The organism is Shewanella frigidimarina NCIMB 400, assembly GCF_000014705.1.
Lineage (GTDB): Bacteria > Pseudomonadota > Gammaproteobacteria > Enterobacterales > Shewanellaceae > Shewanella > Shewanella frigidimarina.
The window spans coordinates 1,284,756-1,310,605 of the sequence record NC_008345.1 but is presented as its reverse complement, the minus strand read 5'-3'; the positions used below and the strand labels follow the sequence as shown (position 1 = coordinate 1,310,605).

At 39.9% G+C, this 25,850-nt stretch carries 26 protein-coding genes and 1 other RNA gene; 12 read left to right on the top strand and 15 right to left on the bottom strand.

Annotation, left to right across the window (positions count from 1 at the left end):
* Positions 1-103: 103 nt before the first annotated feature.
* Positions 104-406: a hypothetical protein gene (locus SFRI_RS05730; protein ID WP_011636584.1), complete on the top strand. Its 303-nt coding sequence runs from the start codon at positions 104-106 to the stop codon at positions 404-406.
* A 58-nt stretch (positions 407-464) separates the two neighbouring features.
* Positions 465-968: a GNAT family N-acetyltransferase gene (locus SFRI_RS05725; RefSeq protein ID WP_041412831.1), complete on the top strand. Its 504-nt coding sequence runs from the start codon at positions 465-467 to the stop codon at positions 966-968.
* 69 nt (positions 969-1,037) lie between these two features.
* Here the strand turns inward: SFRI_RS05725 and SFRI_RS05720 are convergent, their stop codons facing one another.
* Positions 1,038-1,250: a DUF3820 family protein gene (locus tag SFRI_RS05720; protein WP_041413444.1), complete on the bottom strand. Its 213-nt coding sequence runs from the start codon at positions 1,248-1,250 to the stop codon at positions 1,038-1,040.
* A 776-nt stretch (positions 1,251-2,026) separates the two neighbouring features.
* Here SFRI_RS05720 and SFRI_RS05715 point away from each other — a divergent pair.
* From SFRI_RS05715 to SFRI_RS05700, 4 genes are all read left to right on the top strand, one after another.
* The gene (locus SFRI_RS05715) at positions 2,027-2,773 is read left to right on the top strand and encodes an AAA family ATPase (RefSeq protein ID WP_011636581.1); all 747 of its coding nucleotides are present in this window, start codon (positions 2,027-2,029) and stop codon (positions 2,771-2,773) included.
* Positions 2,733-3,155, top strand: a complete 423-nt coding sequence (locus tag SFRI_RS05710) for a hypothetical protein (protein ID WP_011636580.1) — start codon at positions 2,733-2,735, stop codon at positions 3,153-3,155. Before SFRI_RS05715 ends, SFRI_RS05710 begins: the two co-directional genes overlap by 41 nt.
* Positions 3,156-3,512: 357 nt before the next feature.
* Positions 3,513-4,337 carry a M90 family metallopeptidase gene (locus SFRI_RS05705; protein ID WP_011636579.1) on the top strand — a complete coding sequence of 275 codons (825 nt, stop codon included), beginning with the start codon at positions 3,513-3,515 and terminating at the stop codon, positions 4,335-4,337.
* 49 nt (positions 4,338-4,386) lie between these two features.
* Positions 4,387-4,992, top strand: coding sequence for a nuclear transport factor 2 family protein (locus SFRI_RS05700; protein ID WP_011636578.1), 606 nt, complete (start codon positions 4,387-4,389; stop codon positions 4,990-4,992).
* Positions 4,993-5,101: 109 nt separating this feature from the next.
* Here the strand turns inward: SFRI_RS05700 and SFRI_RS05695 are convergent, their stop codons facing one another.
* The 6 genes from SFRI_RS05695 to SFRI_RS05670 all read right to left on the bottom strand — a co-directional run bounded on the left by SFRI_RS05695 (position 5,102) and on the right by SFRI_RS05670 (position 14,595).
* The gene (locus SFRI_RS05695) at positions 5,102-6,556 is read right to left on the bottom strand and encodes an HDOD domain-containing protein (protein WP_011636577.1); all 1,455 of its coding nucleotides are present in this window, start codon (positions 6,554-6,556) and stop codon (positions 5,102-5,104) included.
* A gap of 523 nt (positions 6,557-7,079) precedes the next feature.
* Positions 7,080-8,396, bottom strand: coding sequence for an isocitrate lyase (aceA, locus tag SFRI_RS05690; protein WP_011636576.1), 1,317 nt, complete (start codon positions 8,394-8,396; stop codon positions 7,080-7,082).
* Positions 8,397-8,486: 90 nt separating this feature from the next.
* Positions 8,487-10,139: a malate synthase A gene (gene aceB / locus SFRI_RS05685; protein ID WP_011636575.1), complete on the bottom strand. Its 1,653-nt coding sequence runs from the start codon at positions 10,137-10,139 to the stop codon at positions 8,487-8,489.
* Between the two features lie 1,336 nt (positions 10,140-11,475).
* Positions 11,476-13,221 carry a GGDEF domain-containing protein gene (locus tag SFRI_RS05680; protein WP_150099372.1) on the bottom strand — a complete coding sequence of 582 codons (1,746 nt, stop codon included), beginning with the start codon at positions 13,219-13,221 and terminating at the stop codon, positions 11,476-11,478.
* A gap of 7 nt (positions 13,222-13,228) precedes the next feature.
* Positions 13,229-13,441, bottom strand: coding sequence for a hypothetical protein (locus tag SFRI_RS05675; protein WP_011636573.1), 213 nt, complete (start codon positions 13,439-13,441; stop codon positions 13,229-13,231).
* Between the two features lie 314 nt (positions 13,442-13,755).
* Entirely contained in the window at positions 13,756-14,595 is an 840-nt protein-coding gene (locus SFRI_RS05670; protein WP_011636572.1) for an SAM-dependent methyltransferase, read from the bottom strand.
* A 314-nt stretch (positions 14,596-14,909) separates the two neighbouring features.
* Here SFRI_RS05670 and SFRI_RS05665 point away from each other — a divergent pair, with 314 nt between their 5' ends.
* Positions 14,910-15,413: an outer membrane protein assembly factor BamE gene (locus SFRI_RS05665; protein WP_011636571.1), complete on the top strand. Its 504-nt coding sequence runs from the start codon at positions 14,910-14,912 to the stop codon at positions 15,411-15,413.
* 185 nt (positions 15,414-15,598) lie between these two features.
* Here SFRI_RS05665 and SFRI_RS05660 read toward each other — a convergent pair whose 3' ends face one another.
* On the bottom strand, positions 15,599-15,934 hold the full coding sequence (locus SFRI_RS05660) for an RnfH family protein (protein WP_011636570.1): 336 nt from the start codon (positions 15,932-15,934) through the stop codon (positions 15,599-15,601).
* Entirely contained in the window at positions 15,927-16,361 is a 435-nt protein-coding gene (locus SFRI_RS05655; protein WP_011636569.1) for an SRPBCC family protein, read from the bottom strand. The genes SFRI_RS05660 and SFRI_RS05655 overlap by 8 nt, the downstream gene beginning before the upstream one ends.
* A 252-nt stretch (positions 16,362-16,613) precedes the next feature.
* Here SFRI_RS05655 and smpB point away from each other — a divergent pair, with 252 nt between their 5' ends.
* The 3 genes from smpB to SFRI_RS20985 all read left to right on the top strand — a co-directional run bounded on the left by smpB (position 16,614) and on the right by SFRI_RS20985 (position 18,821).
* Positions 16,614-17,102, top strand: a complete 489-nt coding sequence (smpB, locus tag SFRI_RS05650) for an SsrA-binding protein SmpB (protein WP_011636568.1) — start codon at positions 16,614-16,616, stop codon at positions 17,100-17,102.
* Positions 17,103-17,247: 145 nt separating this feature from the next.
* Positions 17,248-17,603: a transfer-messenger RNA gene (gene ssrA, locus SFRI_RS21210) on the top strand.
* Between the two features lie 609 nt (positions 17,604-18,212).
* Complete coding sequence (locus SFRI_RS20985) at positions 18,213-18,821, top strand: tetratricopeptide repeat protein (protein ID WP_011636567.1); 609 nt, start codon at positions 18,213-18,215, stop codon at positions 18,819-18,821.
* 312 nt (positions 18,822-19,133) lie between these two features.
* Here the strand turns inward: SFRI_RS20985 and SFRI_RS21520 are convergent, their stop codons facing one another.
* The 5 genes from SFRI_RS21520 to SFRI_RS05625 form a co-directional block, all read right to left on the bottom strand.
* Positions 19,134-19,370, bottom strand: a complete 237-nt coding sequence (locus tag SFRI_RS21520; protein WP_150099371.1) for a hypothetical protein — start codon at positions 19,368-19,370, stop codon at positions 19,134-19,136.
* A gap of 95 nt (positions 19,371-19,465) precedes the next feature.
* The gene (locus SFRI_RS05640; protein WP_011636566.1) at positions 19,466-19,810 is read right to left on the bottom strand and encodes a zinc ribbon domain-containing protein YjdM; all 345 of its coding nucleotides are present in this window, start codon (positions 19,808-19,810) and stop codon (positions 19,466-19,468) included.
* Positions 19,811-20,060: 250 nt separating this feature from the next.
* Positions 20,061-20,252: a ribbon-helix-helix domain-containing protein gene (locus tag SFRI_RS05635; RefSeq protein WP_011636565.1), complete on the bottom strand. Its 192-nt coding sequence runs from the start codon at positions 20,250-20,252 to the stop codon at positions 20,061-20,063.
* A 200-nt stretch (positions 20,253-20,452) separates the two neighbouring features.
* Positions 20,453-21,775, bottom strand: a complete 1,323-nt coding sequence (locus SFRI_RS05630) for a leucine-rich repeat-containing protein kinase family protein (protein WP_041412829.1) — start codon at positions 21,773-21,775, stop codon at positions 20,453-20,455.
* Between the two features lie 241 nt (positions 21,776-22,016).
* A complete protein-coding gene (locus SFRI_RS05625) occupies positions 22,017-23,060 on the bottom strand; it encodes an alkene reductase (RefSeq protein ID WP_011636563.1) in 1,044 nt (347 codons plus the stop codon).
* A gap of 145 nt (positions 23,061-23,205) precedes the next feature.
* On the opposite strand from SFRI_RS05625, the gene SFRI_RS05620 reads away from it, so the two are divergent.
* Entirely contained in the window at positions 23,206-23,802 is a 597-nt protein-coding gene (locus SFRI_RS05620) for a TetR/AcrR family transcriptional regulator (RefSeq protein ID WP_011636562.1), read from the top strand.
* A gap of 87 nt (positions 23,803-23,889) precedes the next feature.
* On the opposite strand, the gene SFRI_RS05615 is transcribed toward SFRI_RS05620, so the two are convergent.
* Positions 23,890-24,147 carry a TIGR02922 family protein gene (locus tag SFRI_RS05615; protein ID WP_041412828.1) on the bottom strand — a complete coding sequence of 86 codons (258 nt, stop codon included), beginning with the start codon at positions 24,145-24,147 and terminating at the stop codon, positions 23,890-23,892.
* Between the two features lie 608 nt (positions 24,148-24,755).
* Between SFRI_RS05615 and SFRI_RS05610 the strand changes: the two genes are divergently transcribed.
* Positions 24,756-25,481: a YebC/PmpR family DNA-binding transcriptional regulator gene (locus tag SFRI_RS05610; protein ID WP_011636560.1), complete on the top strand. Its 726-nt coding sequence runs from the start codon at positions 24,756-24,758 to the stop codon at positions 25,479-25,481.
* Positions 25,482-25,850: the final 369 nt, after the last annotated feature.

Here is a 25,850-nt window from a genome sequence, read left to right as displayed (position 1 = left end):
CGGTAGATCACAGACCAGAATGAGTAGAAATGGTTAAATGGTACAAACGTTGAATTAATATCCTCATTAACTATCATTTTTTAGGCAAAATAGGAATACATACATGAAAGCTAAATTAATTGCATTTGCTGCCGCTGCCACTTTGGCTATGGGTGTTTCTTCTGTATGGGCGCAAGGTGCTTTGCATCAAGGTGAAGTACTCGACACCATGAATGGCGGCGGTTATACCTATGTTCAACTTAAAGAAGCTGATAAAACGTATTGGGCTGCGGGTCCGCAAACTGAAGTGACTAAAGGCGATAAAGTAGAAGTGTCTGAACAAATGTGGATGAGCGACTTTAAAAGCTCAAGCCTAAACAGAACATTTGATAAAATCATGTTTGTAGGCAATATTAATAAAAAATAGTACGTTTTATCGTAAAAAGCTTACATAATTGACCAATCTTATCGATTGGTCTTTTTTTATGAAAAACTCAATAAATCAACCTCATCAAATCGTTGATTTTTCTGCATCATATGCAACTCAAATAAGTGAGTTATACCATACTGCGGTACAAGGTATTATTCATCCAAGATACCCAAGCATAAAACTCAACGCATGGTCATCAGCACCGCGCTCTACTAAATTTTGGCAACTACGATACAAACGAAATAAAGCCTGGTTAGCACTTGATAACCAACAGGTCATCGGCTTCATTAGTCTAGAAACTCATTTTAAGCACCAAGGTTATATTGACTGCTTATACGTTCACCCCGACTATCAGCAGCAAGGCATCGCCAGCGCACTCTATAAACACTTACAACATTGGGCTCTTCAGCAACAATATCCTTACCTCAATGTTGATGCGTCATACTTATCTAAACCGTTGTTTGAAGCAATGGGATTTGTTTTGCAACAGACAAGCTACCAACAAAAATGTGGCCAAACGTTTACCGGCTTTTACATGAAAAAACGGATAATAGACTAGATACTAGGCTGTTACGTTCGTTATCGCTTGTTACCGCTTGTTACCAGCTTCATCGCTTACTACCAAGCTTCACCGCTTTAACAGGGGTTGTAGCATTTCTTCCAATCCATTGAGCTTCACTTCATACATTAATGCTAATTGCTCACCAAGTTTGCCTTCAGGAAAACCTTTAGAGTGAAACCAAACTAAATAAGGTTCAGGTAACTGCAGTAATTTACGACCAGCATATTTACCAAATGGCATGGTTTGATTAATCGCTTCTAACAATTGCTGCTCATTCATCATTTATGGCTCCACGCCTTTGTATCTTTATTAGGTTAATGTAATACCAATTTGATTAGCTATTTTATCAGTTCAAAGCCTTTTTCAAAACCGCTTTAGGATTCGAAAAATGAACTGATAATACGCACGTTTGACATAACAGGGCGTCAAAAAGTACAGCTAAGTGGAATGCATAATGAGTTGGTACTGCGTTAATTGATGCGAATTTAATTAATCAGAGGTTAACTAATCAGAGGTTAACTACTGATTAATCAACCCATTCAGAGTAACTCAGGCTGAATTAATTACTGTTTATTTTTAAATCCACAAAATACCCAGTTCGAACGCGATTGCAACTGACTATTTAGGACAATAATCAGACCACTGGTTTGCGTAAAATAACCGATTGAATCAGATTTAAGCTTAAAACAACTCATTTTGCGGCATCCTTTAACTATACCAATTAGCTATATAGAAGTGGGCTTATAGCCATTTAATGCATATAAAACATGTATTCAGTTTTATCTCTATTGAAAACAATCCCTAAAACAACAATGTTCTTTGCACATAACAGCTGCAAGTCATTATTAAATGTAACCTTTCACTAACATTGACGGATGCTAACTTCTGTTGTCAATTTTCTGCCTTAATGTTCAAAACAGTCAAATAACCGCCTCGAAGACATTAATAAAAAACTGTCAAAAATCAGCTAATTGACTAAATCTATATCCATTATTACAGTGTGATATCAATTACATTCAACGGTGTAAGATAGTTATATTGAGAGGGTAACGTCCATGATCATATTAGTTGGTGGTGAAAAAGGGGGTAGTGGTAAAAGCTGCCTTGCGCAAAATATTGCAGTCTTCCTGACCAATGAAGTTCAAGCGAGCGTGATTATGGTCGACTGCGATCCGCAAAGAACCACGTCAGACTGGATCCAAGCTCGGAACAACAACCCCAAATTACCAGCCATAAACTGCGTGCAGCTGTATGGAAAAATCCGTAATGACTTGCTCAGCTTAGAGCAGCATTATGATTATGTTGTTGTCGATTGTGGTGGCCAAGATAATCTAGCGCTTAGAGCAACCATGTCAGTGGCATCCTATGTGTTAATGCCATTGCGCCCAAAACGCAGAGATTTAAAAACCGTCAGCCATATGGACGATATCGTTTCCACTTGTTTAATGATAAACCCGAAAATGAAAGCATCATTTGTGATCACTCAATGCCCAAGTTTACCTAACCAGGCAAGCAGAATTACTGAAGCAAAAGATGTCTGTCGTACTTATGACATTAATGTATTAGATGCCGTTAACTACTGTCGTAATATTTACGACGACAGCGAAGAATCAGGCTTATCTGTATTTGAGTTAGAACCCCAAGGTAAAGCTGCTGATGAAATGCGCAGTATTGCCTGTGAATTACTCGATATTACTGATGCAAAGCAACTCATTGAACAGCGCAATACTGCATCGAACGTGACCCCGATGAGAGGAAATTATGGGACTAGCCGATCTCAAGAAAAACGCTTCGTTATGTAAAAGCACCAATAACATTGCAGTATCAATTGATGACTTTATTGTTGCAGCCGATTTATATGCTGCTGGTCAAAACCGTCCTCAACATGAGGAAAAGCAAACGCTAATGACAAGCGATGCAGATAAGCAAAACAATATAATCGATTTTTTACAGCGTAAATATCCACAGCATGTAGAGCCAATAAAATCGGTCAATAAAAGTAAACAGCAACCTTATAGACGTTGTACCTATACCTTAAGTGAAACGGCAATAAGCCAGCTTACATTATTAAGTCAGCAGGGAGGAATAGCAAAATCAAAACTGATCAGGCAGTTGATTTCACAATATTTTAGTCTATCTCCACAACAACAAAAACGGTTAGATGTTAGCTTTACAGACCAATAGTTAACTTTGCAGACAGATAGTGAATTGAACATAATTTTTACCAAACACAACGACAACCACTTTATCCCCGCCCTTTCACTGGCAGTAAATATAAGACTAATATTTGCTAGCCAGTGCTTTTATTTATCCAAAACGCCAACCTACACGCTAGGCAAACTACGTGTTCACTTATCAATCTCATTGCTATTTAGTTTTTCCTAAAGCTTGAATTTACTCACAAACTGCCCCATTAAATACTCATGGAATGAAACAGCCAGCGAATGAAATAAACAAGTCATATTAAACATTGCAAGCTCAGATAATACATAAGCTTAAAATATCAATCTTGACGCCCTCTTCGACTACCAGGACACTTCTATGATCGCGATTGTAATATTGCTCGTTATATCAATAACAGCTGTGGCATGGATTGTCAGTAGCCAATGGCGTCTCAACCGTCAACGTAACATTATCACCAGCAAACCATTCCCCACTCAATGGCGTCATATATTAAAAAAGCGTTTTCCTTATTTCAAAGCCATGCCGACGGATTTGCAACTTCAACTCAAAAAGCATATTCAGATATTCATTAATGAGAAACAATTTGTCGGTTGTGACGGGTTCGAAATCAACGACGAAGTAAAAGTCACAATTGCAGCCCAAGCTTGTTTGTTATTACTCAATCGTAAAACTAACTATTACCCAAAACTGAAACAAATTTTAGTCTATCCAAGCGCGTTTATCGTTGAGAAAAACCGCACGGATCTCGCGGGAGTACAATCAAGCCAACGTAATGTGTTGCTGGGAGAATCTTGGGAATATGGTAAAGTCGTATTGTCATGGAACAGCACTATAGAAGGCGCAGCCGATCCGTTTGATGGTAGCAATGTTGTGATACACGAATTCGCTCACCAGCTTGATCAAGAAGATGGAACGGCTAATGGTGCACCACCACTGCGCGATATTACTTCATATCGCTCATGGTCTAGCACATTGGGGCAAGAATTTAAGCAACTTCAGTATTGCGCTCAACAACATATCCCGTCATTATTTAACTATTACGGCGCGACCAATCCGGCGGAGTTTTTTGCTGTGATAAGTGAAACGTTTTTTGAACGACCCGTGGAGTTTTACCAACAGCATCAACAATTGTATAAAGAATTAAGCCAGTTTTATCAGCTAGACCCAATAAATTGGCATTAGAAAAGTATTAAAACGCATAATAATAATTTACTAAATAAACAGGAATACTATGCAATCAATCATTCACCGACTCGGTTTTATCGCCGTGTTAATGACGACAGTGGCTGCCTTCGATTTACATGCAACTGAAGCCGAAGAATCAACACTTGAACAGAGCCAAACTGAGCAAAAAAACAAACAAATTAGTCAGCAAGTGAGCTCCGAAAGCGAAGCGATTATAAAAGACATTAGCCAAAAAAATGAGTTAATTGATAGCCAAGGCTTATCAGAAAAAGACAGCCAAGAAGTCAGCGCTTTGTTAAATCTATTACATGAAAGTGCAGCTGCTGCTGACTGGACCACTTATTTTAGCCTTTATCATCCACAAGCGGTGTTTATTGGTACCGATGATTCAGAGCGTTGGAATATGGTTGAGTTTGAACATTATGCCAAACCCACTAAAGGCTGGCGTTACGATTTAAAGTCGCGTCACTTATTACAAATTGACGATACGATTGTATTTGACGAGCAGCTCTATAGCCCAGCATATGGCGTAAGCCGGGGTACAGGTGCGTTGGTACAAACCTCTGAAGGATGGAAAATAGCGCAATACCATTTGAGTTTTCCAATTCCAAACGATAAAGCCAAACGAATTACCAGCTTGATCATGCAATAGCAGTTAAACAATATGGTGGCCATCGTCGAGTATGATGACCACCATAATAGTGAATAGTTAGCTATTCTCTAGACCGATTGTATTGAATGGGAAATATTCAATACCCATCCTATGTCATCGACACTCCAAAACACACATTAGCGAGCTCACTAAAGTGAGTGAAACTGTCGAAATCCTCTTGCTCAAAACGACGTCCAGTACCCTGCCTATCGGCATAAAATAATCCCAACACTTTCTGTCCAACAAAGAGCGGCGCTAATAAAAAGCCATTTTGAGAAAAGCGTTCAACGAGTACATCATCAATTTGAACTTTGCATTCTTTACTGGTGGGTGAATTTACCCACACACTCTTTTTTTGCCCAATACATTGAGTAAAAACGGATCGTGGGTCGTCTAGTTCTATCACAAAGGCTTGTTTTAATAATTCAGCGCCATCACCCATCATCACCCTTGGTTGTAATAATTTACGACTTGGAGAGAGTAACAATACACCACACCTATCTAAACCAACGCCGGTTAACATTCCTTCCAATGTGGTGTGCATTATTTGATTAAAATCAGTTTTAACCACGGCATAATGGGTTAATTGTCTCAATTTACTTAACTGATAACCTTGATTGGTTTGCCTTATCTCAGTGAGCTCAATAGGAGCGTCGACATGCTCTAATACGTCTGCGGTATTAGGTAAGTAAGACACTATGGCTTTGGCACCATATTCAATGGCTAATTTATGGGTTATTTCGCTGCAATCGATAAACTTTTCAGTAAATTCATCCACACTGATGTCTAACATTTCTGCGGCTTGAGATAGGCGTTTGTGCAGCTCTTCAGCGTTAACTTTAGGCTGTGACACGATTTCTGATAACTTATCGGCTAAAAAAATACAACGGATCTCAGGCATGCGCTCGTCTGGCTGTGCTAAAGACTTAATCAGTACTTCACCTAAGCCCCAGCTTCTGGCAATGCTTTGGGTCAGCTGGGTAAAAGAGGTACCTAGTTCAGTTCGAATTAATGAGCTTTGTTCAATTTTATCGTCAGTCGCTAACAACTTTTTATCAAGCTGTTCGGTTAATTCACCGCCCATGCTCCAAAAAGCACTTTCACCTATCCGATACAATAACGAGGCAATAAATACCTCTTCACGTAGCGATTCTCCACGGTCGCTCATCATCATTCTAGCGAGCATCGCCGCCTGAAAAGATTGCGCCATCAGTTTTAATAAACGTTGATAGACACTTTCGCTCAGGTGCTTATTTTCAAGTAAACTGGTGAGTAGTTTTGCGGTAATACATATGTTGCGAATTGTATCAAAACCTAATACAACCGCTGCACGGCTTACGGTCGAAACTGGATTAATACCTTTATTGTAAGTGGCGCTGTTTGCCACTCGCAAAATACGCGAGGTGAGTGCATTGTCGTGCATGACACTTCGACCTAACAAAGATAACGAAGACACATCGTCTTTTGCCAACTTTTCTAAATCACGCACTGTTGAACATAATGCAGGCATTTCTTGATCACTAATCCGCTTGGTCCAGTAATCAGCCCCTTTTTGTTGAGTCATCGCCTTCAAAAATTAACCTAAATATAACAAACATTGTTTTTAGTATACTCAATTTCATCACGGTGTCTTGTAGATATTGCTATTCGCTTAAGCTAGCTCACGTATCAAAGTAAAACAATAATACTCATATCCCTGCGCCCACTGATTAGTGAATTAATCACACTGATGCTAGCACAACGAATAAATGACATGTTATATCGCTATTACATCACTTTATTCAGGAATTGCAATTTTTGAGCTAGTGTCGTTCGAGATAAGCGGGGTTCATTTGGGTGCAAAAGTGACATCTACATAAATGATAAATATTGGGCAAAAAAAAACGGCTCACAAGAGCCGCAATCACAATAATGTGGTTGGAAAAAACTTACGGGTAGGAAGTATCCAAACAATCAGGTTCAACAACTAAGCATTGACTTATAAACCATTATATTTGGATAAAAATCCCGTACGACCTGTAGGTGAGCCGCACGGGGTTACAACAGTCACAAAGTGACCAAACTTGTAAAACGGTTGGGACTAACGATTAAAACTGTTCTTCTTCAGTAGAGCCCGTTAGCGCTGTTACTGACGATTTACCGCCTTGAATACACGTAGTCACTTGGTCAAAGTAACCTGTGCCCACTTCTTGCTGGTGCGATACGAAGGTATAACCTTTCTTAGCAGCAGCAAATTCAAGCTCTTGTACTTTTTCAACATAATGCTTCATGCCTTCACCACGTGCGTAGTCATAGGCTAAATCGAACATGTTGTACCACATGTTATGAATGCCCGCTAACGTGATGAACTGGTACTTGTAGCCCATGTTAGACAACTCTTGCTGGAACTTAGCAATCGTAACGTCATCCAAGTTCTTCTTCCAGTTGAACGAAGGTGAACAGTTATAAGCAAGTAGTTGATCTGGATACTGTGCATGAATGGCATCAGCAAATTTCTTCGCTTCTTCAAGACAAGGTTTAGCTGTTTCACACCAAATTAAATCAGCATAAGGAGCATAAGCAAGACCACGTGAAATAGCTTGGTCTAAACCAGCTCTAACGCGGTAGAAACCTTCGTTAGTACGTTCACCAGTAACAAACTCACGGTCATATTCATCACAATCTGAAGTCATCAAATCAGCAGCATTAGCATCTGTACGTGCAATAACCAAGGTATCAACACCACTGACATCTGCCGCTAAACGTGCAGCAACTAACTTTTGTACCGCTTCTTGAGTTGGTACGAGGACTTTACCGCCCATGTGACCACACTTCTTAACAGACGCTAATTGGTCTTCAAAGTGAACACCTGCAGCACCAGCATCAATCATCGACTTCATTAGTTCAAATGCATTCAATACACCACCAAAACCGGCTTCTGCATCAGCAACGATAGGTAGGAAATAGTCAGTGTAATTGTCATCACCAGGATTTACTTCTTTGCCCCATTGAATCTGGTCAGCACGGCGAAATGAGTTATTAATACGGCTCACAACTGCAGGTACTGAGTTTGCTGGGTAAAGTGATTGGTCTGGATACATTGTGCCCGCTAAGTTAGCGTCAGCAGCTACCTGCCAGCCTGATAAGTAAATCGCTTCTATTCCCGCTTTTGCTTGCTGTACAGCTTGACCACCAGTAAGTGCGCCCAGTGAGTTTACGTAGCCTTTTTTAGCGCCGCCGTTAACCAGTTCCCACAATTTTGCAGCACCCATTTTAGCAATGGTATTTTCTGGCACAACAGAGCCACGTAATGCGACAACTTCTTCAGCAGTAAAAGGACGCTTAACCGATTTCCAACGTGGATTTTCAGCCCAATCTTTCTTAATTGCATCAACCTGTTGCTGACGAGTTAGTTGTGTAGTCATAGTGTCGCCCCTTCCTGTATGAGGGTGGCAAAGTGAATCATTCAACTTTGCCTAATTCAGTAGTGTTGTAATTAATATCGTTATCCGACATTACGCCGTTAACAGTTCATATCCTGGTAATGTTAAGAAATCGACTAGCTCATCAGAGGTAGTAATTTGTTCAAATAATTCTGCCGCTTTGGCGAACTCACCTGCATTAAAACGCTCCGCGCCAAGTTCCTTTTTCACGTTGGCCGTTTCCTCTTTCAACATGTCTTTAAACAATGCTTTAGTGACCAGTTTGCCATTGGATAAACTTTTACCATGCTGGATCCATTGCCAAATAGAAGTACGCGATATTTCTGCTGTGGCAGCATCTTCCATCAAACCGTAAATCGGTACGCAACCATTGCCCTGGATCCACGCTTCGATGTACTGCAACGCAATACGAATGTTCAACCGCATACCCGCTTCAGTTCGCTCGCCTTGACAAGGCTCGAGTAATTCGCTGGCTAAAATGGGTGCATCGACATCACGAGTAATGTGTAATTGATTGGTTCTATCGCCACCGATGTAATCATTGAAAATTTTCATCGCTGTGTCGGCTAAACCCGGATGAGCAACCCAAGTACCATCATGACCATTGCGAGCTTCTAACTCCTTATCGCCACGTACTTTTTGTAATACCAGTTCGTTAGTTGCTTCATCTTTGGCAGGAATAAATGCTGCCATTCCGCCCATGGCTAATGCGCCACGTTTATGGCAAGTTTTAATCAATAAGCGTGAATAGGCACTTAAAAATTTAGTATCCATAGTTACCGCTTGACGGTCGGGTAGCACACGATCAGGATAGTTCTTTAAGGTTTTGATGTAGCTGAAGATATAATCCCAACGGCCACAATTCAGCGCGACAATGTTTGAACGAAGTTCATAAAGAATCTCCTCCATTTCAAATACCGCAGGTAATGTTTCAATTAAACAAGTACATTTAATGGTGCCAGGCTGTAAGCAAAAACGTTCTTCTACAAAGGCAAACATTTTCGCCCACCAACGCGCTTCTATATGGCTTTCTAACTTAGGAATATAAAAGTAAGGTCCAGATTTTTTAGCTAAAAGTTGACGATAATTATGGTAAAAGTACATAGCAAAATCGACTAAGCCGCCAGGAATGGGTTTGCCTTTGTATTCAATGTGCTTTTCAATAAGATGCAAACCACGTACACGAGCAATTAACACTGCAGGATCCGGATTTAACGAATAATGCTTACCTGTTTCAGGGACAGTTAGTTCAATATCACCGCGCACGGCATCACGAAGGTTAATTTGTCCTTCGACAATTTTTTGCCAACTCGGTGCTAATGAATCCTCAAAGTCGGCCATAAACACTTTTACATTAGCGTTTAAAGCATTGATGATCATCTTACGATCAACAGGGCCGGTAATTTCAACACGTCTATCAGTGAGATCTTCAGGCATTCCACGGATAGTCCAATTACCATCACGAATTGCACGAGTTTCAGGTAAAAAATCAGGTAACTCACCATTATCAATACGGGCTTGTTTTTGCTTACGCTTAGCTAATAGCTCGGGTACTTCATCAACAAATTTTGCACATAACGAATCAAGGAAAGCCACGGCACCAGAGTTAAAAACTTCTTCTTGGCCATTAACAGTAGGCCCAATAAACGTGAGATCAGTTTTAACCGAATCATCACGACTTGCTGTGGACTTACTGTATTGAGCTACTAATTGTTCTGCCGTCATAATAATGGCTCCCTAAATGCTGTCTGTTTTGATATTGATTGTCATGCTTCACTGTGTAGTGATGTTATCTACTGTCTATTTATCCCGCCTGTCTGTACCAAATCATCGCTGTACTTATTAGCGTTCAAGTAAACCATTTCTAATAACATTTAACTGAAGCTGACTGTTTACCAAAAACTTTCAAATGTCTGTTTCGTACTAAAAACTAACCAAAAACGTTTGTAATTGCAACAGTCTGCTCTTTACCAAAACGACTCAAAAAGCAGTGCATCCGATCACATAAAATGGTCTTACCAACACAAGTTAACAACCACAAGCCGCTGTTACCTATTATATTTATATAATAGAGCTTATACTTTAAAGTAGCCATGTAAAATTCATCTTACCAATTGACCAGCAAATGATAATGGTAAAAAAGGTTGTAATATAAAAACCAACTGTAAATATTTCTTTACCAAACTTTAGTCTATGCTATTGAATTAAACAATTTTGCAACGTTTCTAGCTTACCTATACGTAACAACATTTTACTAATTAAAAACAAAGGCTTACCCAAAGCCAATTACACGTCAAATTTAAACAACTGTTTTAAACTTACCTTTACGTAAACGTAACAAAAAAAGCCATTTTAATAGCTTGAAATGTGAGTTACGTCACCCGATCAACAAGCTCAAGCAGATTGGTTTGTTTTAAATAAAATGCATTTTTTTTAAAAATAATTGAAAAAACTTCATAAATGGGGCAATTAAGAACCACAATGGTGCAGCGAAGAGTAATAAACAGTGCTCAGATCTGGCGGAATATGTCGGTAATAACGAGGCTTAGTTCACTGTATGTTAATTGGCATCTGTCGATAAATCGCTAATGATTCAGCTCTAGCTCAGATAGAGTGGCAACAAAGTATCGCAAACGCTACGTAATGAATTGAATAACTAATGTTGCAACTGATGAATAAATGGAAATGCCGTTAGCATTTGTGACGGAGGATTTTCCTTGAAGCAATTTGGTGCAGACACTGTAAATGCATAACCTTAGCTCAGACGATTAAAAATGACATCACACGATAAAACGAGATTAATTTCAAACCTGCACGATTCAATTTACCCGCTGTTCGACTTACAAGGCACACTTATACCGAGCCTATGACTAATCAATACACTAAAGATTACGGTAAATAAGTGGTTTGATTAACATTCATAAACCAGAGCACAATAACATTAAACAACGAGTGTAGTGCCAACGTTTAGACGCTATCACAAGTGACAAGCTGGTTTAGCATATGTTGATTTACTCAAGATAGACACTTCAGGGAGAGATATAAAGCTAGATAACTATCGTTATTTGATGGTGTCGTTATAACAGATGACACAATTTCGACCATTATGCTTGGCCTTATACAGCGCTAAATCCGCACGGCGAATTAACGGGTCGAGGCTTAGGTCATCCTTATCGACACTACTCACACCACAACTCACCGTGACAGTAAAATCGTGTCCTGAGAAACGAGTGTTAATATTGGCTATTGCATTGCGGATCTGCTCGGCAAATTCAACCGCGATATCTTCAGTTTGCTTTGGCATAAAGATAGCAAACTCTTCACCGCCCATTCGGGTAAATATATGAGTCGGCTTCAACATATCACCAATCACATGTGTGACCTTTTTTAACACCCAATCACCCGTAGCATGGCCATATTGATCATTAATATTTTTAAATAAATCTAAATCCATCAACAACACAGAGAATGACTCACCAAGCATTTGAGCTTGAATAAATTCATTTTCTGCCATTTCTTGCCCGGTGCGGCGATTAAAGATACCTGTCAATCCATCTCGCTGCGCTTGCTTCATAAATTGATTACGTTGCATCCAAGCAGAGATTAATAACAACAATAAACCTACAGAAAGCCCTACTAATAATGTTGAAAACATAATTGATGAGCTTTTCTCTTTCATGAATAAATCTTTTTGTTTCATCAGTAATTCATGGTCTTGGATCAAGCTAGTATTCTCACGATTTTTTTCCACACTATCAAAGCGAGCCATTTGATAGGCATTTTCTTTTATTTTCTGTTCATCAATTAATTGCTGACCAAGGGCAGATGCCACAACTTGATACTGATATGCTTTATCAAACTGACCACGTTTACCCGCAATTAAAGACAATATTTCACTAACTCGTTTTTTTACCTGCATGTTGCTAGGCTTATTAGGTAAAGCATTAACTAACTGCGCAAACATATCAGCTTGTTGATAATCACCCAGATGAAAATATATCGAGCTCAAATAAGACTGTATTTCGTTAATTTCAATTTGAAATTGAAACTTCTGATAACGCTCTAAAGCCTCAAGGTAAAAAGGTTCTGCTTCAGCATACAACCCCTTATCAAACAACACATTAGCTTTACCCTTGATAGACATAATCTCTATCAATGTAAAACCATGGTTTTTGCAATAAAGTTGGGTGTCTGTAAATAATGCCTCTGCCTGGTCAAAGTGGGTTAATTTCAAATGAGCCACTGAGTGATATAGCATCGAAAAACATTCGCTTTTTGGGTCTTTACCTTGATTTAGACTTAGTGCTAATTGCGCTATACGTAGCATTTCCTCATAAGCATCAAGCTGTAAATACACATTCATCAGACGAATATAAGACATTATTTTTATACTTTGATCTTGATAACTGTCGATACGAGAAAGGTTGTCCTCTAAAAGAGCAAAAGCTTTTTTATAGTTACTCAATCCTATATTTGCAGTGGTTTTCAATAAATAAATATTTGTGAGTTCTTCACCGAGTGGATCGTAAGTCAGTGCTTTATCTAAAGCTTTATCTGCTTCGAGAAAATGACCTAAATAAAGATTTTTTGTACCTAGCAACATATACAGACGACTATGCTGTGGTGAGGTAAGTAATGATTCAGAGGATAACGCGATATCAATCTTTTCAATGGCATAACCAATGTCAGTCTTCAAAGATTGTTCTATAGTGTCGAGTTCTTTATCATAATCGACGTTGCCAGCTATCGCCGCGCGGCTAAAAAGCAACACGATGATAATAAAAAAATACATCAATATTTGAGGCAAAAAATAATTACTCTGTCGGATTACTTATAATCATATACATGGCCATTTCTTTATCACCAGACAACTGGCTAACACGTGCTTTATCTCCTGACATCACAGCATCAATCTCTTCTTGTGTTAATCCATTTGATTTCATTACACCACGAGGATCAAGCTTATATGCTTCCAATAAAGCGGCGTCAGTTCCAAGCTTAGTAAAAAATGTATTCATGTTAGACATATCGTAACCTTATATTCTAGATTATATTTGTAATTAACGACTTAAATTTACATCTGTGTGATTATCATTTGTAACAACTTTAACTTTACTGGGTCTGCCCGTCGACAAAAAACGTCATAACCAATTGTTTTATGACAAATCTCTACAATAAATTGCTTACTAAAATCTTTTATCAATAAAAACTGCATCACTTTCGATAAGTATTGAATCAATTATCCTCTATAGCACCCACCCGTAACTTATTGATAAAATTATAGTCGTTTTAAACATACTATTTCCTAATTAACTCATTTGTCAGCAACCATTCAAAATACTTAGCCAATATCTGATTCCACTATGCCTAATTTGGCTAACATTTCATGGTTAAGTGTCATCGGACGCGCTGGAGGAATTAACAACGTGCTAATCGTCGTTAGCGTAGCCTCTGGCAATAAAGATAACGGTATGCGCTCTATAACAGGTGATTGAAATGGCAAATTTGCTGCTTCATATATAATTACTGCATGAGTCAGCGGATACCACTGATTTAAGTGTTCAACCAAAATCTGCAATTTATCTTTAGTGCTACTAAATTGAGTTAAGGTATGTTCACCAGCAAGAGCAATCTGCCAAAGTAACAGATGCGTTGTAGGATCCGGAATATGGTGATAAAGCATGAACTGCGTTGCTTCAAAACTTTGGTGGCCACTATTACCAGGGTCAATGCCTAAATCAGCCCACAAACAAGCTTCAGCTGAAATACCCGGCAACATGCTAGCGTCAAAACCTTCACTGCGGGCTTGTTTAATGGACCAATGCGCCACGCAGGCAAATACCCCAGGATGACCATATAAGGCACATACAACTAATTTGCCTAGGCGAACTTCGTCTAAGATAGCATCAACCATTTCAGCATAAGTATCACGACGATTTTTTACCTCATCGTGTTGAGCATAATAAGGTTGAAGTGAGCGAACATCACAATTAAGCGACATTAACCAACGTTCTGAAAATCCATCGGGCACTAACGAAAAGACCACATCAGCATGCTCTATATAACTCAAACTTAAGGCGCCTATTTGCCCTGCTAGTTGTAATCCCGTTCCAACACAAACAAGGTTGCCTTTTTGCGCTCTGGTTAATGTTGCTATTGGTGATTGTTGTCTCGTCATCATGGTTTCTTATTTTGAAATAATTACAATGCAAAATAAAAGCTTAAAAAAAATTATCAGTGACTTATGTATTAATAGCGATTGACATTATTAAACGTTAACTAAGGTATCTAAATCATAAATTGAGCAACATCCTACCAACATTTTTTGTACAGCGTTAAATAAAAATGAAAATTTACTCTAAATTTATTTATCGAAGAAAATGGAACTTCAACCGCTAAATTGACTCAAAACCACAACATCTTCTAATAGACCCTTGTCAGCATAGGGACTGCTTGGGTATGATGACCGACAGAATTTAGGAAGTAGCGCAGACAATGATAAACAAAAAACAAAGTCTTACCCTTGTAAGCGCAGTAGCGCTTTCATTATCTCTTAGCGGATGCAGTGTGTTTGATTGGTTGATTTATAAGCCAGACGTGCCACAAGGCAACTACATGGAAACACAGCAAGTCGAAAAACTTCGTGTCGACATGACTAAAGAGCAAGCAGAATATATTTTAGGTCGTCCAGTATTGCGCGACAGCTTCTCCGATGACACTTGGTATTATGTGTATCATTTTAAAAGTGGTCGAGATGCCAGCATTACCCATAAAGAATTAATCATTCATTTTAATGGCGACAAGATCTCCAGTGTTGCTGGTGATTATGACTTAAGTGCTGAATTTAATACCCCGCTTGATCAAAGCTCATTGCCGTCGGTTAACGAACCAGATCTTAAGCCTTTATTACCAGAAGTTCGCCCAGATGCGAAACCTTTGGTTGAAGAGCAGCGTCCTGCGTTAAAAAACCAAGCTGAAAATGATAATGCACCAACATAAACCACGATAACATGTGATTTATGCCAATAAAAAGCAGGACCTCTCACGAGAGTCCTGCTTTTTTACGACATTTCTCTAATATTATAATTTGATCAATCTAGTTAACTCTGCTCAAATTAACTGATGGAATAAAATCAATCTAAATTCAACATGGTAGGCTTAGCAAAAAATTTAAGATTAATATATTAGCTAACTTTAGCACCAGTAATTTTATTAATACGACCTTCATCTTTAGCTTTTTCAGCGCGCTTACGACGAACATCTTTAGGGTCTGCAATTAATGGGCGATAAATTTCAACACGCTGCCCAGGTACGAGTACTTCATCATGTTTGGCCTGACGACTAAACACCCCAAGCTTAACCTCTTCAAGGTTAATATCCGGAAAAAATTTAATAATATCACTTTGCTTAACCGCTTCAATGAATGTGGTACCTGGCGACACCATCACCGAAATAATTTTCTGCTGTTTTGGCAATGCATAAATAACATCTACCGAGAACTTTTCTGTTTCATTAATCACGATAAATCACCTTTGCCCTATCGGTAAATGCCATTACCATCGACGACATCAAATCCTTAAACACTTTACCAAACGCCATATCAACCAGCATGTTTGAAAATTCAAAGTCCAAATCAAATTCAACTTTACAGGCATCTTCAGTCAGCTCAGTAAATTTCCACAAGCCATGCATGTGCTTAAACGGGCCATTTTCCAATTCAAGTGAAATCGATTTAGCTTGGATCACTTGGTTGCGGGTGGTAAATGTTTTACTGATCCCCGCCTTACTGACATCAACCGATGCCACCATGGTTTGACCATCAAACTCAAGCACCTTACCACCGACACAGCCCGGTAGAAAAGCATGATACGATTCAACATCATTGACTAAATCATACATCTGTAAGGCACTAAATCTAACCAGCATACTTTTGGAAATCTTGGGCATCTGACATCACTATCGTTAATACAATAGTGCGATTTTATCACGTTAAATAAAAAAGGCATCTCCGAGAGCGTTAAATCACGTTGGAAATAACACAATCACCAAGAAACTGGGTATAATCGTTGAAATATCAAAAATCTCCCCCATATCTATTAGTTAATAGTATTAGCATAATAGAGTTTATCAAATGGGCTCACTGCGGGTTGTCCAGCACCATCCTTCAGGTCAATAACGGCAATCAGAACGGTAATAATAATGGTAAAAAAGAAATCAGCAAACGCCTCAGCGAGCATCGCACGCAATAAACGCGCGACCTTTGAATACCGCATAGAAGACAAAATCGAAGCGGGATTACAACTTATGGGCTGGGAAGTTAAGTCCATTCGCATGGGTAAAGTAAATTTATCTGATTGTTATGTCTATATTAAAGAGGGTGAAGCCTTTATGCATGGTTGTACTATTCAACCACTTAATACAGCTTCAACCCATGTAATATGTGATCCAATCAGAACCAAAAAACTGCTATTAAAGCGCAGTGAAATTGACAAACTTGCCGGCCTAATTGAGCGTCAAGGCTACACCTTGGTGCCACTATCAATGTACTGGCGCAAAGGCGCTTGGGTAAAAGTTGAAATTGGCTTAGGTAAAGGTAAAAAAGATCACGACAAACGTGAAGACACCAAAGAACGCGAGTGGAAAATTGAAAAAGCTCGTGTAATGAAAAAAGACAAAGAAAACGCTTAATCTCGTTGATAGGCCACTGAAACAATTAAAATTGATAAGTTGTTATTGAACACAGGCCTATAACGAACAGATAGTGAACAAACGATTATATTTTGTTAATGGACACTAGGTATTCATCTAACAAAGCGTTATAGTTAACTCAATTGGGGGCGATTCTGGATTCGACAGGATTCACGAAACCCAAGGAGCATGTCGAGGGGCGGTTGGCCTCGTAAAAAGCCGCACCGTTATAGTTGCAAACGACTCTAACTACTCTCTAGCAGCTTAGGCTAGCTAGCCATCAACCACACGTTTCGCACGTGGACAGTGGATTCTGATGGTCATATTACAGTGTGCTAGCGAGGGAACTCCGTCCGGGGGTGAACCGCGAAACAGTACCGGACTCACCAAGTAGCATCCTGTCTTTCGGAGACTGCTTGGTTAAATAAAAGAGAGACTAAACATGTAGTGCCGAGGATGTAGGCTTTCTGGACGCGGGTTCAAGTCCCGCCGCCTCCACCAATTACCGAAAGGGCTTAGCAGCAATGCTAAGCCCTTTTTTCTTTGTCTAATGGCGACAAAGTTGCGACAGCCAATAAAATATTCAACTCATGATTAATCAACATTTATAGCAATGTCCATATCAGCTAACACATAAATGCCCCAAAGCTTGTTTAGGTTATGGCCTGCGGCCACTAACGTCGTGGCGCTTCGCCCACACCAGACCAAAAGGAAACCAACGGCTGTTCCCTCTTGGATCACCCAGCCGCCCCGCAACATTTTCTGAAAAGCGAAAAGGTCGCCATGGGGTTAAATTTAACTTTGACCTGCATTTGCAGACTGCTTCGGCCTTATTCGAAAATACTAACGCTTCCGATGGTACATCCTGTACCGCGAAAGCTAAGCTCACATCCATGTGAGCTTCACGCTATTTTCTTCAACGTCCTCAAGTTCAGAGTTGAATCACACCATTTCCAAGTCAAGAAAACTAACTCGTTTTTGCCCCTTTCAATGTTAGGGCCGATTACCCACTCAGTTCAGTAGAACTTCATTTGGCTTACTTTTCCCCATATCATTAATGTGTTTCAATATCTGGTGTTGGGGGAAGAATAAACTGAAGAGGGCTCTATAATGCATCCAGAGTATGATGAACTGTCTTTATGGGATGATGCAATACGTCTGGTGAGTGAAAATAAATACGACCAAGCTATTTATCTATATAAAAATATGGCTAAAAATGGAATTGATGAGGCGTTGGTTGAAATAGGGCGGCTGTATGAAATGCCATCAACAGCGACTATTGAACAAGACTTTTCAAAAGCGGCTACATTTTATAAAAAAGCGATTGATTTAAGTGATGACATGTATGCTTATACAGCTCTTGGAAGGCTTTACTTTTTCGGGGTAGGTGTGGATCAAGACTACATAAAATCAAAACAGTTGTATTTGAAAGCTGCGAATATGGACGGACTAGTAGCCACATTGATGTTAGCTCGTATTTATCGTTACGGGCATGGTGTTCAACCTAATTTAACTAAAGCAAAAGAGCTCTATCAGAAATCAATTAGGCTTGGAAGCTATGTAGCCCTAAAGGAGAGTGGTGGGTTGGATATTTCTTGTGGTGAGGTTGTAAAAGGAATAGCAAAAGTAATAAAGGGGACTTGGAATATTTTCTTAAGGGTGCGAAAAGACATATCTAATTATGGAGTTATTGTTAGTGAATGTGTAAAAAACCAATAGAGAAAACTTATCAGGACAGGTATGACCAATCGAATTTAGGTCGCGTTTAATGTTGTTAACTTATTCACTCCTAAATTAAGCCCAATCATTGGGGCTTTTTTTTGCGCTGAAGAAGGCAATTTAACCAGCAGAGTCTGCCGTGCTCACCAGTAGAAGGTATTAGTTGTGAACAGTAGCCTGTGCAATTGTGAAGTGGAGCTGTGAATTTTACCACTTACTCAGAAGTTTTCAGTACAAAACCTTATCTGAAAAAATATAAATTGATTAATCGTTCTAACAAGGTTTTGTCCAAAAATGAGTTAGAGCGCTTAGTTACAAACAAGGTTGAATCGAAGATAGTAGAGACACGGGTGCAATCGCGGCTGTGACCATCGACAACATGGATGTTTTCGCAGAGCGCCCATGGATGGGTTTACAGCGTGTCACCGAAGTGATTGCATTGGGGAGCACAACTGGGTAAGCATGCACTCGGGCATTTCTAAACAATATAACGTTTGGAACAACAAGAACCAGTTCAGATGTGGCGGCGGGACTTGAACCCGCGTCCATAAAAAATCCCTGCTGGCATTGCTGCCTGCGGGGATTTTTTGTTAATCAGCCTAAAGCTGATTAATGGTCACTTATAACGACTAGTTCAATCGTTATTAGCTTTGTTTTTTAACAAACTTCGATTTCAGCATCATTTGGCCGTTGCCATCGACTTTACAGTCAATGTCGTGGTCGCCGTCGACAAAGTGGTTGATCACTGCTTTAGTGCCGACTTTAAGCACGAGTGATGAACCTTTTACTTTAAGGTCTTTGATTAAGGTGACTTTGTCGCCTTCTGCTAATAAATTGCCGTTGGCATCTTTTAAAATGATGGCGTCTGGATCAACCACTTCTTCATTTGGGTTCCATTCATTGGCGCATTCTGGGCAAATTAACAATGTGCCGTCTGAATAAGCGTACGGAGACTCACATTTTGGGCATGGCGGGATTACATCACTCATATCTTTACTCTCTGTGTTCTTGGCAGTTGTCGAATAAGTTAATAGCGCTAATACGCAGTTCGACAGGCTTTATCGATTGGCGTGAGATAGAAAAACATCTACCCTGCCGAATATTGTAATAACATTATAATGCCATTATCACAAATTGACTACCCTAGGGTGATAAACCAGCTGATCCACTAGCCTGCTAACGTGACTATTGGAATTACCACTAGTGTCACCAATAGCCTAACAATAGGCGAATTGAAGCTTAGCTTTTTACTTGTGGATTAGGGCGACTTTGATTGTCACCAAAGCTCACATCATGCTTTTCGAGGTATTCGCGAATAAGCTGACGGGTGACTTGTGATGGGGTGAGATCTTGCGCAGCACACAGTTGTTCAAATGCCTGCTTTTTTAGCGGGTCCATTAATACAGTAAAACGTGCAGTTTTATTTTCCACAGTGGGCTAGCCTTTCATTACGACATGATAATTTGATTATAATGTAGTGTGTGGCTAAAGACCATATTCAGTATTTTTTATTCGCAGAACGATTCACTTGAGCTGTTCATTAGAGCTATTAACTAAAACCATTTACTCGAGCTAAGAAACAACTAGGCTGGTTAAACCTAATGATGCCCTAGCCCGAGTGTGTTTAGCTGTTAAGCAATGCTCGCTAAACGTGGTAACAGCGCTTTAAAAGTCGGTCTGGTTGATGAACTGTGCTGCAAGCAATCTTGCACTAACTGGCGCAACATTGCCGCTTGTGGTGTGTCTGGGTTATCGATGAGGTTTAGCATGTCATCGACCAAATAACCAAACGCCCTAATCTCAATAGCTTGCATTAATTGCAAATGCTGTGGGGTGAACTGCTTTAAATTTGAGGCGGCGCCAAAATCACCAAACAGCACGTTATCGTGGGTATTTATCATGATGTTGTGGGCATAAATATCACCATGGCTTATACCATTTTGGTGTAAATGAGCCAAAATATCAGCCATTTGGCTGGCAATATGAGTAATGCGCGCCCAGGTAAATACCGTTTGCGCTTCAAAAGTGTCACGGCTACAGGTTTGCAACGACGGCGGTAAACCTAAATTACCGTAGCTTGGTGGAATAAGTTGCATCACTAAACCCAGTTGTTCTGGTTGATTAATTTGTGCCACCACATTAATCAAATTAGGGTGCTCGCCAGCGGTTAAGCAACAATCAAGCTCATCTGCTGGATAACCATCACTGGTTACCATGCCCTTAAACAATTTAATTGCGACATCAGCGTCGCTGCTAAAGCTTGTGTCAACTGAGCTTTCTGTATGGTGAGTTGCTTGATAAATTAATCCAGATGCGCCCTGCCCGAGTAACTGACCTAACGTAAACTGGGTTAATGGCACTATAGGTACGCGAGTATTATCGCAATGTTCTACATGACTAAACGCGTTACCTGCAAAAGCCAACCAGGCTAAGTTAGGTAGCTCAAATAACCAATATGGTAAGGCGGTAAGCTGGTTAGCCGATAAACGGATAAGAGCCAATTGATGACAATTAGCCATACTATTAGGCAGTGCGGTTAATCGGTTACCCGCTAACGCGAGTTTTTCCAGACGATGACACTGACCTAAACTGTCTGGCAACTGCTCAATGTGGTTATCGGTTAATATTAACCAACGAGTTTGCTTTGGAATGGATGTTTCGGGTACGGTGCGAATTTGATTGGCTTTAAAACCTATCATTTCGAGCTTTGGACACTGGCCTAATACGGCTGGTAGATGTTCAAATAGGTTATTCGACACAAACAAGATTTTGAGTTGATGCAAGTCAGCAAAGTTATCGGGCAATGACGATAATTGGTTATTGCTAAGATCGAGTACTTCTAGAGTATCGGCTAACTCAAACAGTTTTACAGGAAACTCCGTCAGTTGTTCTGCGATATTGACTCGTTGATAACCCAGTAACAAACCATCATTTAATTGTTGCAGTGTTTGCATCATGTTTCTCTTTGCCGAAAATTGTCGACATAGTAATAGAGTGCACCCACTGAGACAAATTTCTGCCAAAAAAAAAGACCACAGCAAAAGCTGTGGTCAAGACGGATGCTAAAAAACAAAAATTGGGGTTGATGACTTTAGCGCCATTTCTAACATAGAAAATACTGCTTAGAAATGGATTCCTACAAACTACGTTTTACTAACCTCTGCTGAAATCAGTAACGTAAAACAACAAACTAGGTTAAATCAATTCCGTTAACATGGTATCGGCGTATGCCACTAATTCGCCGCCATCACGTACTTTTGCCACATAATCTGGATTAGCAATAAATGGACGGCCAATAGCCAACAAATCAAACTTGTTGTCGGTAATGGCTGCACTACCCGTTTCGGCGGTGTAGCTACCTACACCCACTAAGGTGCCAGTGTAAACACTGCGTAGGTAGGTCGATATGCTGCCACCTAAGTAATCAAACTGCATTGAATCGTCAAAAATACCGCCATGTAAAAATGCTAAATTGCGTTTAGCTAACTCAGGTAACAAGTAGTCAAACACGTCACGGTCGCGTGGATCGGTAGCCATATTGAAATAGGCTCCTGGAGAAACGCGAATAGCGGTGCGATCTGCGCCAATTCTGGCAACAATGGCGTCAACCACTTCTAAAGCAAAACGTGACATGTTTTCAGGGGTTTGGCCGTATTCGTCCTCACGACGGTTACTGTCATGATGTAAGAATTGATCAATTAAATAACCATTAGCACCATGAATCTCGACACCATCAAAACCAGCATCAATCGCATTTGCAGCTGCTTGAGCATAATCAACAACTAACTGCTTAATATCATCTAACGTGGCAGCCTTTGGCGTTTGGTAAACTAATTCGCGCATTCTAGGCACAGTACCTTCAACAGCTTGTGCAGAAGCAGATAATACGTCGCCACCATCAAAAAAGTGTGGATGTGCTACACGGCCAGTGTGCCAAAGCTGAGCAAAAATTTTGCCGTCATTTTTGTGCACCGCATCGGTCACTACGCGCCAGCCGTCAATTTGAGCTGGAGTAAATAAACCAGGGGTATTTGGGTAACCTTGTGCATCTGGACGGATAATTGTCGCTTCACTGATAATCAAACCCGCTTCAGCACGGCGAGCATAATAGTCTGCAATAGCTTGAGTAGGAACAAGATCATCATCCGCCATACAACGCGTTAATGGTGCCATTAAAATCTTGTTTGATAATGTTAGGGTGTCATTGAGTTTGTATGGTGTAAATAAACTTGCCGTCATGGGACGATCTCCTTTCTTGAATATGCATTCAAGATTAATCTTAATTGAATGCACATTCAAGTATTTTTTGAATAATCGATCAAATGTAGTTAGACTCGAGCGTTATGAGTTATCACGCTTTGTTGTTGACCAGAAGTGACCAGATATGAGACACGCTGAATTTGATAGAGAAACGGTTTTACGTGCTGCAATGAGCACCTTTTTAGTGAATGGATACGCTAAAACCAGCATGCAAGATCTCACTAAAGCAACGGGGCTACATCCGGGGTCAATTTACTGTGCCTTTGATAATAAAAAAGGCTTATTTATTGCTGCTATTGAGCAATACCAACAAGATCGTAATGAACAGTTTCAGCAATTGTTTGCCAATGACCGATCAGCAGTCGACAACTTAGGTGCTTATTTAGCGCTAATCGTACAAGAATGTTTAAGCTGTGATGCTACCCAGGCGTGTTTACTGACCAAGTCACTCAGTGAAATGGGCGAGCAAGATGAACAAATAAAACAAATGACTTGCCAGTTTTTACAGCTATGGCACCAGTCACTTGCAATGGTGTTCGATACAGCAAAAGCGCAGAAGCTGATAGCACAGGACAGCGACAGTCAATTTTTAGCGCAGTATTTAGTGATGGGAATATACGGTTTACGAACAGTGGCTCACACTCAGCCTAATGAGCAAGTATTACAGCCTTTAGCAGATAAACTGTTAGCTGATTTACTACGCTGTGAGCCGGTAAAATAGTACAGCTAACTCGCGTGATAAATGCCCACATGTTAAAAATTACAAAAAAAAAGACACTTCACGTGTCTTTTTTTACTTGAGCTTCATTTAATTTTCTAATTTGCTCATAACTCGTTGTGAGTAAACACGTTCACCCAGTGAGTTAAGTATTTTGCACTCGCCTTCTAATACCGCAATAATAGATTTACCTCGACGAAATGATTCAGGGATCATTACACGCCCAGTTTGGCTGATTTGCAGATCGGTCATCACAGCATTATGCATTTCTAAACCAACAGGGGCTTCGTAATACAAAATAGTCACCGTCGCATTTGACGTTTGACCTTCAGCAGATTCAGATTTCATATTCGGACTCTCATTTCTAACATACTGATTAAGTTTAGAAATGATATTGATCATCTAACTCATCAATACATCTCAGGGTAAAAGGATGAAACAATGGACTTTCAATATTGAGTTAACCCAATAGAGAAGTCGTTTCTCTTATTTTTATATTTCGGCTTTATACGATAATACACTGTTAAATTGTATTATCGATTTAAGGCTCTTAGCACATAAACTTAACACAACTGATGTGTAAATATGAATACTTATGTCCTGTAAGTGCGAGGTGCTAGCGCTTTATTATGCAGTATTTACACTGTAAACAAGCTTATTAAACCTCATCTCGGGATGAGAAATAGGCCAACGCAAAAAGTCAGACGATTTCACGAGGGTCATCGCAAACGTTTTTGTTGCCTTATAAACAACACCAATTTACTTGGCAATTGCAGGTCTATTGTAAGTGAATGCAACCTAGTGACTAGGGCAAAGGACTGTTTGATAACCTTTTATTATTTTGCTACAAGGTTATTTATGCAAAATTTAGAACCAGCACCTAAACAGCACAACTTATTCCTGCTAGAATCGGTGACAATTTTTAGCCTTTAAACATTTAATAAAACGAGATTAAGATGGGCAGAGCATATCAAAATAAAAAAGAGTCCATGGCGAAAACCGCTGGCCAAAAGACACGAATTTACTCACGTTACGGTAAAGAGATTTATATTTGCGCTAAAGGTGGCGTCGACCCAGATGGCAACCTAGCACTACGTAGCTTGATTGCCCGCGCGAAGAAAGATCAAGTTCCAGCACACGTAATTGAACGTGCCATTGAAAAAGCTCGTGGTGGTGGTGGTGAAGATTATGATACCGCCCGCTATGAAGGTTTTGGTCCTGGCGGCTGTATGGTGATTGTTGACTGCTTAACAGACAACGGTAATCGCACATTTACTCAGGTTCGCCAAGCATTTGTTAAAAATGATGCCAAGTTAGGTAGCCCTGGTACTGTTGGCCATATGTTCGAACATCAAGCAGTTTTTGTGTTTGAAGGTGAAGACGATGAAGCCATTCTTGAATTGCTTATGATGGCCGACGTCGACGTTGCCGATGTAGAGCTAGAAGATGGCATCATTAGCGTATTTGCACCCGTATCTGAGTTTAACAATGCGCGCACTGTGTTAACTGAAGCCTTTCCAGAGATAGACTTTAAGGTAGAGAATTTAGCATTTGTGCCACAAACAATGACTGAACTTACTGGTGAAGATATTGAAAGTTTTGAAAAGTTCTTAGCGGCTCTTGATGATTGTGATGACGTTCAGAACGTTTACCACAATGCAGACATTAACGACGAAGAATAACTCAAACTAAGGCTGTTAAAGCGTTCTAAGCCTAAGTGCTAGAACGCTTTGCAGCTTGTTTCTATCAAAGCCGTCACGTCATTTTGTCACTCTCAATATCCACAACCTAAACATTCACAAGCTAAACACTAGGACGCTTCGCGGATAGATTCTATAAAAGCGATGAATCTGAAAGATTAAAAGTTCAACAGTCGAATCGAATCCCCCTTCCCGCTTTATTTTGCTATAGCTTTATTTTGCTATAGATTTTTAGTGATCTATGTAAGCGAAGCATACGCTTTTCATCATTGTTATCGCCCTAACAATCCGCCGAACACTTTGTCAGCAATGCATTCGAGGTTATCACCCTTACCGATGTTACCGCTTTGA